This is a genomic window from Mycobacterium sp. (assembly GCF_049280035.1).
Taxonomy (GTDB): Bacteria; Actinomycetota; Actinomycetes; order Mycobacteriales; family Mycobacteriaceae; genus Mycobacterium.
Genome location: NZ_JBAPPI010000573.1, coordinates 1 through 1,930 on the forward strand (window position 1 = coordinate 1; position 1,930 = coordinate 1,930).

At 61.3% G+C, this 1,930-nt stretch carries 2 protein-coding genes and 1 pseudogene; all 3 read right to left on the minus strand.

Annotation, left to right across the window (positions count from 1 at the left end; genetic code table 11):
- Positions 1-347, minus strand: a 347-nt coding sequence (locus WAN71_RS18725; protein ID WP_422226765.1) for a cytochrome P450, incomplete at its 3' end; no start/stop codon positions are given.
- A 327-nt stretch (positions 348-674) separates the two neighbouring features.
- A pseudogene (locus WAN71_RS18730) lies at positions 675-823 on the minus strand (amino acid ABC transporter substrate-binding protein); the annotation flags it as partial.
- A gap of 8 nt (positions 824-831) precedes the next feature.
- On the minus strand, positions 832-1,930 hold a 1,099-nt coding region (locus tag WAN71_RS18735), incomplete at its 5' end, for a cytochrome P450 (protein ID WP_422226766.1).

The following is a 1,930-nucleotide window of genomic DNA, read 5'->3' on the forward strand; positions in this document are numbered from 1 at the left end:
GCGTAGGACGCCAGGTGGCTACCCCGAAACATCGGCATGAGAAGTCGGCGCTGCTCCAGATGCGCGTCGTCGTTGAGCAACAGCAGTGAGTTTGCGCCAACCACGGGCAGCAGGATGCGACTTCCCAGTCCGGCCCGCAGCAGCTCTGGGGGCCCAGTGAAGATCTCTTTCACCGCATCCGGATGGGAGACCATCACCAAGGGGCCCTCACGGGCCAGCCTCAACGTGAAAATGTCACCGTAGCGAGCCGCGCAACGTTCCATGAACTCCCACGGGCGGATCATCCAGGCAGCCGTCTGGACGGCGAGCGGAACTCGGGGACCAGGCGGCAGAACATCGAGGGTCAATCGGTGACCTCCGACTGGAAGCTGTGGGACTTATGCGGTGGTCGAAGTACGTAGCCTTCGATTCGACATGCGCTGCACATTACACGTAGCAAAGTCGAATTATTGACGAATTATTCGGCAACCAGGTCAAATACCAACTCCGACAGAAACCTCTCGCTGAAAAGTCATTGAACCCCGCGTCCCAGCCGATGGCGTGTTCGCGGTACCTCCGTGAACCCCGGGGTTTGAGACCGAGGGATTCGCCGTTCTGCAACTGATAGCCCCAACGGCCGCCAGGTCGCAGGCCCCTTGCCGATGCTATAGCTTATAAGCGCACGCGGGGCGATTCTCGATCGGCCGGTCGATCAGACCTTGCTCGGCGGCTTTCTGGAAAACCAGGTCGAACGGTTGGGTCAGGTCTTCGGGAAACGCTCGGGCAACAAGAAGTCCATCAGGTAGCCAATGTTGCTTGGATCTGCACTGCTTTCGTAGGACACTGCTCTCCTTAGCTGGTGCTGACCGGTAGGCGTGCCCACCCGCGCACGCTTGCGGTGTGCGCTCGTTCGGCGTTGGCGTAGTCGACTTCCCAGTCCGGCCAGCGTTTGAGGACCTCTTCGAAGGCCACCCGAGCTTCCAAACGGGCCAGCGCCGAGCCGAGGCAGAAATGCAGTCCTTGCCCGAAGCTAAGGTGACTGCCGCGACGGTGGATGTCGAACCGGTCCGGATCGGGGAAATGATGTTCGTCTCGGTTGGCAGAAGCGTTGAGCAGCAACATGAACGACCCTTCCGGTACGACGCGGCCGTAGTGCTCGGCATCCTGGGCGACGTAGCGGGCCTGCACCGGCGACGGCGGCTCATAGCGCAGTGACTCTTCCACCGCGTCCGGGATCAGGGACGGGTCGGCGGCGAGCTCGCGGCGTTGATCCGGGTGATCCGAGAGCAGCTGTCCCATGAATCCGATGAGCCGAGCGGTGGTCTCGTTACCGGCGCCGGCGATCATCGCGGTATAGGACAGCACCTCGGTGCGGGAAAGCAGCCGCCGCGTCCCGTCGGGTTCCTCGATCTCGGCGGCCAGGAGCTCGGTCATCAGGTCATCGGAGGGATGCTCGGCCCGCCAGTCGATGAACTCGGCGAACATCACGATGGTTCCTTCAAATATCTTCTGACTGACTTCGCCGGGCTGGCGCCCCTTGGCGACGTCGATAAAGGCGGCGTTGCGATCTCGAATGCTCATCTGCTGCTCTTCGGGTATGCCAAGGAGATAGCCGATTGTCCGCATCGGCATCATCGCCCCGAGATCCGCGATGAAATCCAAACCGCCAGAACCAATTAGCGGATCCAACTCTTTGATGCAGAATTCGCGAACTAGCGACTCCACCGCAAGCATCCGCCGGGGAGTGAAGACCCGCGACAGCAGGCGACGGTGCAGATCGTGCAGCGGGGGATCCTCGAAAAGCAGAATGCCCGGCGGCACCTCGATGTTGTTGAACAGGATGTCGGCGGTGGTGCCGCGGCCGGACCGGTAGGTCTGCCAATTGGGCAACTCGCGTGCCACGTCCTCGTACCGGCTCAGAGCGTAGAAGTTGTACTTTTCGTTGTAGTAC